This window comes from Acinetobacter sp. F-1 (assembly GCF_022869025.1).
GTDB classification, from domain to species: domain Bacteria; phylum Pseudomonadota; class Gammaproteobacteria; order Pseudomonadales; family Moraxellaceae; genus Acinetobacter; species Acinetobacter pseudolwoffii.
In genome coordinates, this window is sequence record NZ_JAJKFX010000030.1 from 1 (window position 1) to 1,270 (window position 1,270).

Here is a 1,270-nt window from a genome sequence, read left to right on the forward strand (position 1 = left end):
CACTGCTGTCCCATAGTTTGCTTTAAATAAAAAAACCTGAGTCCTAACAGTTAAAATATGAGTGCAAACAAACACTTTAACGACCAGGATTCAGGTTTTGTCACATCAGAATACCGTATTTCATGAGCTAATTAAACCTGTTGTGCGACAGGATTTTGAACAACTTGCTAAAGTACACCATGTTGGACAGAAATTTAGAGCGGCTTCCCGGTGGGATCAGTTTATTGCCATATTGATGTCTCAATTCTCTTGTAGACAAAGTCTGAGAGATATTCAATCCAATTTGGAGTGCCAACAGGAAAAGCTAAGTCATCTCGGAGCAAAGTCTATTCCCCGAAGCACGCTGGCACGAATCAATGAGCAGCAGCCTGCTGCCTTGTATCAACAGCTATTTCACAAGTTGCTTAAATACTATGAACACTCAAAAGTAGCTCATAAATTTCGCTTTAAGAATCCCTTGTATTCCTTGGATGCCAGTCATATTGACCTGTCGCTTTCCTTATGTGAATGGGCCAAAGTTCACGACTCAAAAGCCAGCATGAAACTCAGCATAGGATTGAATCACAGCAATGATATTCCTGAGTTTGTTGCAGTTGAAAATGGCAAAGAAAATGACATGGTACAAGGCCGCAAATTCCAGTTTCCTGCTGGCAGCATTGTAGTTTTTGATAAAGGCTATGTCGATTACCAATGGTATGCAAATCTGACTGCTCAAAACATTGGATTTGTCACACGTTTTAGGCCTAAATCTGTGTATCAGGTGATCCAGCAACATCCAGTGCTTGAATCCAAAGGTATTCTAAAAGATGAAACCATTCAGCTGAATAGCGCACATGCCCTAAAAAGAAAAGCCCCAGTGTTAAGAAGAATTGAATATAGAGATCAGCAAAGTGGCAAGCACTTTAGCTTTCTCAGCAATAACTTTCATTTAGCCGCCTCCACCATTGCGGCGATTTATAAAGATCGTTGGAAAGTTGAGCTGTTCTTTAAGGCGATTAAGCAGAATCTCAAATTAAAAGCGTTTCTAGGCCGCAGCAGGAACGCAATTCAGACACAAATCTGGATTGCGATGATCGCCTATTTATTGGTGAGTTTCGCTCAACATTTAGGGAAAACAGGTTGGACAGTTCAACGTTTACTCAGAATAATTCAAGTGAATTTGTTTGAAAGAAGAACTTTAAAAGCTTTATTTTCACCCGATAAAATACCGATAAAACAAGAGGAAGCTCAAATGAGCTTCCTCTTGTGAAAAATTGTGGGACAGCAATGA

The 1,270-nt window shown here is 39.9% G+C and carries 1 protein-coding gene; it reads left to right on the forward strand.

Annotation, left to right across the window (positions count from 1 at the left end):
* Window positions 1–97: 97 nt before the first annotated feature.
* Window positions 98–1,249 (forward strand): IS4-like element ISAbe18 family transposase, encoded by a 1,152-nt coding sequence (locus LOZ91_RS14530; protein WP_004645517.1) that lies wholly within the window; start codon window positions 98–100, stop codon window positions 1,247–1,249.
* Window positions 1,250–1,270 lie beyond the last annotated feature (21 nt).